Below are 4,657 nucleotides of genomic sequence, written 5' to 3'. Positions count from 1 at the left end.
AGGCGTCCGGCGGATCGAGGATTTTAGCGATGTGGACGCCCCGGGGCCGTTCACCGAGTTTTTGCGGTCACTGGTGGAACACCGCCCGGGTGAAACGAATGCCAGGGATTATTTAAAAAATCAGGCTCTGGCGGATTACACGAGGCGGTCTCTCCGGACAGGCGTCCCAGTGGATCCTTCGGACAGCTGGGGTTATGGGCCGGCCGTCATCCGCAATTTTCTTCGGGCCGAACTTACAAGCTCCGTGAGCCATGGGGGTGAAGGCTTGGTGCATGGCAGCAAGCTGTTCGGGAGCGGCGATTTCGATACACCGTTGAAATTTCTGCATTACACGGTCATCCCGCCGGGGTCATCCATCGGCCTGCATGGTCACCGTGAGGATGAAGAACTGTATGTTCTGCTCGAAGGCAGCGGCTTGATGACAGTGAACGGAAGTACGTACCGGGTGGAAGCCGGGGACATCGTCCTGAACAAGCCTTGGTGGAGGCACGGCCTTCGGAATGACGGGGATGTGCCGATCAAAGCGATCATTTTTGAGGTGGGTATACCCAAATAGATGTGTCTGCAGCAAAGGCGGGAGGAAGAGGAGAGGTGAAGCATGTGGTCAAACAGGATGTCAGCTTGCAAGAGCATACATCTGCAACTACGAGGGACATTCGAATATGGTACACCCGGCCGGCAGCCGGGTGGAACGAAGCACTGCCTATAGGGAACGGGCGGCTGGGTGCAATGGTGTTCGGCACGCCGGGTCAGGAAAAAATCCAGCTCAATGAGGATTCGATTTGGTACGGCGGTCCGGGACGGGCGGCCAATCCCCGTTCCCAGCCATATGTGGCTGAGATCCGGACGCTGCTTAAGGAAGGAAAGCAGGCAGAAGCGGAGCACTTGGCGAGAATGGCGATGACGGCTTCCCCTAAATATGAGCAGCCATACCAGCCTCTAGGGGATCTGATGATCAAATTCCTTGATCAGGAAGGGCCTGCGGAAGACTACGAGCGGCAGCTGGATTTGGAGCAAGCCGTTGTGGACGTTCGATACCGGCACAAGGGCGTCCGGTATCGGCGGAGCTATTTTGCCAGCGAACCGGATGGGGTTCTGGTCATCCGATTGACCGCGGACCAGCCGGGCCAGCTTACGCTGGCCGTCAATCTCATGCGCCGTCCGCTGGATTATGGCTGCCGGACCGACCCTTCGGGAGCCATCGTCATGGACGGGGAATGCGGAGCGGACGGCGTCCGGTTTAGTGCAGCCTTTCGTGCCGTAATTCAGGGAGGACGGCAGCGGGTTATCGGTGATTACCTTTCGATCGAAGGAGCGGATGCTGTGACGTTGCTGCTGGCGGCGCAAAGCACGTTTCGGTTGAAGCAGCCGGCAGAAGTTTGCCTGGAGCAGCTGGAGAGAGCAGCGGCGAAACCGTTTGAAACGCTGCTGAAACGGCATATAGACGAGTACGCGTCCCGGTTCGGCCGCTTTGCGATCGATCTGACGCCGGACGGGGATCCGCTCGCCGCGCTTCCTACAGACCAGCGGCTGCTCCGGTTGCAGAATGCGTTGGGACATGAAAGCGGTGAAGGAAACACAAACGACTTGCTGCCTGATGAAGCGGAGATTGAAGATCCCGGTCTGGCTGCCCTCTACGTTCAATATGGGCGCTATTTGCTGATATCTTGCTCCCGGCCGGGCACCTTAGCGGCCAATCTGCAGGGGATTTGGAACGACAGTTATACCCCGCCGTGGGAATCCAAGTATACGATCAACATCAACGTCCAGATGAATTACTGGCCGGCAGAAGTGCTCCATTTATCCGACTGCCATGAACCGCTGTTCGATCTGATCGACCGGATGCTGCCTAACGGACGGGCTACCGCTCGCGAGATGTACGGCTGCCGGGGCTTTACTGCCCATCACAACACGAATCTGTGGGCTGAAACCCGGCCGGAAGGGATTTTGATGACCTGCACGGTGTGGCCGATGGGCGCTGCGTGGCTGTGCCTCCATCTATGGGAGCACTACCGTTTCGGGGGAGATCTGGCTTTTCTTGCCGAACGGGCATACCCGGCGATGAAGGAAGCGGCGCTATTTCTTATCGATTACATGATCGAGCATGACGGTTATCGGGTTACGGGACCGTCGGTATCTCCGGAGAACCGGTTTCTTCTTCCGGACGGAGGCAGCGGCAGCCTGTGCATCGGTCCGGCGATGGATTCGCAAATCGCGCTGACGCTGCTGTCCGCCTGCTTGGAAGCGGCGGCGATCATCGGCGAGGAGGATCAGGCGTTTCTCGGCGAATTGCGGGAGACGATCGAACGCATTCCGCGCCCGGCTGTTGGTAAACACGGGCAAATTATGGAATGGCTGCGCGATTATGATGAGGCCGACCACGGGCACCGGCATATTTCGCAGCTGTTCGCCCTGCATCCGGGTGAGCTGATTGATGTTCGGCGCACGCCGGAGCTGGCAGCCGCTGCCGAGCGGACGCTCGCGCGGCGCCTCGCCGCAGGCGGCGGCCATACGGGCTGGAGCCGGGCCTGGATCGTCAATTTCTATGCCCGGCTTGGCATTGGGGAGGAGGCTTACGAGCATCTGATGAAGCTGTTTGCAGTTTCCACGTATCCGAATTTGCTGGACTACCATCCGCCTTTTCAAATCGACGGCAATTTTGGCGGAGCGGCGGGAGCGGCAGAAATGCTGCTGCAATCCCATGCGGGAGAAATCCGGCTGCTGCCGGCCCTGCCGAAGGCGTGGCGCTCGGGCCGTGTTGAAGGCCTGCGGGCAAGAGGAGGTTATACCGTAGGTCTGTCTTGGAGTCAAGGGACGCTTGACGAGGTGACGATCCGCTCCTCCAAGACGGGCTTGTGCCGCCTGTGGTCGCCCGTCCCCTTGGAGCTCGCTGTTTCCAATCACCTGGAAGCCGGTGCCTCGGGTGATAAGTCCGGCGATGACCCTTCCGGTTTTGAATATGTGATCACCGTGGCAGCTGGGGAAAGCTGCGGCATTCGGGCACGCGAAGGATGAACGCCACCGTAATAAAACACAAGTGAAGCGACAAATCCCCATTCCGAGGGTCCGGACAAAAAGATTAACATTAGCGATGAAGCGATCTATACAAAAAGGAGCGATATTTATGCCAGAACAAGCGCCAGCCGCCATCTCAGCCTCCAGTCCGGCCTTGCCCGCACCAAAAAGGCGGATGAGCAATCTGCGCAAATACAAGGCGCTGTACCTGATCTCACTGCCTGGAATCATTTATTTTATCGTGTTTAAATACCTGCCCCTGCTGGGGTCCGTCATGGCGTTTCAAAACTACAACATCTTCAAGGGCTTTACAGGCAGCCCATGGGTCGGACTCGACCAGTTCCGCCGGATGTTCACTTACCCGGAGTTTCTGCGGATTCTTGAAAATACGGTTCTGATCGGATTTTATGACCTGATTTTTGCCTTTCCGGTTCCGATTATCTTTGCGCTGCTCCTGAACGAACTAAGGAAAGTCGTGTACAAGCGGATTCTCCAAACCGTTGTCTATCTGCCTCACTTCCTCTCCTGGGTCATTATCGGGGGGATCATGATCGGCATATTATCGCCGACGACAGGCATCGTGAACCAGGTATTGAACGCGTTCGGACTCAAATCGATTTACTTTCTGGGCGAGGATTCGTATATCCGGAGCATCCTGGTCGGAACGGGGATCTGGAAAGACAGCGGCTGGGGCACGATTGTGTATTTGGCTGCACTGGCCAGCGTCAATCCTGAGCTGTATGAAGCTGCCCGCATCGACGGTGCCAGCCGCTGGAGACAAACCCTGTCGATCACGATTCCGGCCATCCTGCCGACCATCACCATTATGTTCCTGCTCCATATCGGCAATTTCCTTGATTTCGGCTTCGAACGAGTATTCGTCTTCGTTAATTCGCTGAATGAAAGCAAGGGCGACATCCTCGACACCTACATTTACCGGGTCGGCCTCATTGATCAGCAGTACAGTTACACGACGGCGATCGGCCTCTTCAAATCGGTGGTCGGACTGGTGCTCGTCATGATCGGGAATACGCTGAGCAAGCGGGCTTCGGGCGAAGGACTATACTAGAAAGGAGAAGGATGGCACAATGAAAATTAAAGGCAGCTTATTTGACGGATTTAACTATATTTTCTTGACGCTGGTCGGATGCTTGATGGTGTTCCCTCTTCTCCATGTGCTCGCCAAGTCGTTCAGCAGCAGCCAGGCAATCAATGCGGGCAAGGTTAAGCTGATCCCGGTCGATTGGACGCTGACAAACTACCATGTAATTTTGGGTGACAGCTCCATCTGGCGTGCGTTTATGGTAAGCGTATTCATCACGGTCGTCGGGACGCTGATTAACTTGATCCTGACCGCATCACTGGCGTATCCGTTGTCCAGACCCGAGTATTCGATGCGCAAAGTCGTGCTGATTTTTATACTGATTACGATGATCTTTCAGGCGCCGCTGATCCCTAACTACATGGTGATCAAAAACCTGCATCTGATTGACTCGTTATGGGCCTTGATCATTCCGTCGGCCATCAGCGCGTACAACCTGTTCATCATGCGCTCCTTCTTCGTCGCCCTTCCGTCGGAGCTCATCGACAGCGCCCGGATCGACGGGGCAGGAGAGCTGCGCACGATGTGGAGCGTCATTCT

4 protein-coding genes are annotated in these 4,657 nt (G+C 56.4%); all 4 read left to right on the top strand.

Annotated features, from left to right (window positions below; translation table 11 throughout):
* Positions 1–556: cupin domain-containing protein (locus CPT76_RS12520; RefSeq protein ID WP_258168351.1), on the top strand; the 556-nt coding region annotated here is incomplete at its 5' end.
* A 44-nt stretch (positions 557–600) separates the two neighbouring features.
* On the top strand, positions 601–3,015 hold the full coding sequence (locus tag CPT76_RS12515) for a glycoside hydrolase family 95 protein (RefSeq protein WP_258168349.1): 2,415 nt from the start codon (positions 601–603) through the stop codon (positions 3,013–3,015).
* A 109-nt stretch (positions 3,016–3,124) separates the two neighbouring features.
* Positions 3,125–4,084, top strand: a complete 960-nt coding sequence (locus tag CPT76_RS12510) for an ABC transporter permease (protein WP_084203699.1) — start codon at positions 3,125–3,127, stop codon at positions 4,082–4,084.
* Positions 4,085–4,103: 19 nt separating this feature from the next.
* Positions 4,104–4,657, top strand: a 554-nt coding sequence (locus CPT76_RS12505; protein ID WP_146116303.1) for a carbohydrate ABC transporter permease, incomplete at its 3' end; no start/stop codon positions are given.

Origin of the sequence: Paenibacillus sp. AR247 (assembly GCF_002968895.1) — a bacterium.
GTDB classification, from domain to species: Bacteria; Bacillota; Bacilli; order Paenibacillales; family Paenibacillaceae; genus Paenibacillus_AQ; species Paenibacillus_AQ favisporus.
This window is presented reverse-complemented; position numbering and strand designations above follow the sequence as displayed.

Bases quoted from the DNA above. Each gene is read 5' to 3' on its own strand.
- CPT76_RS12510 (WP_084203699.1), top strand. From the start codon at position 3,125: ATGCCAGAACAAGCGCCAGCCGCCATCTCAGCCTCCAGTCCGGCCTTG.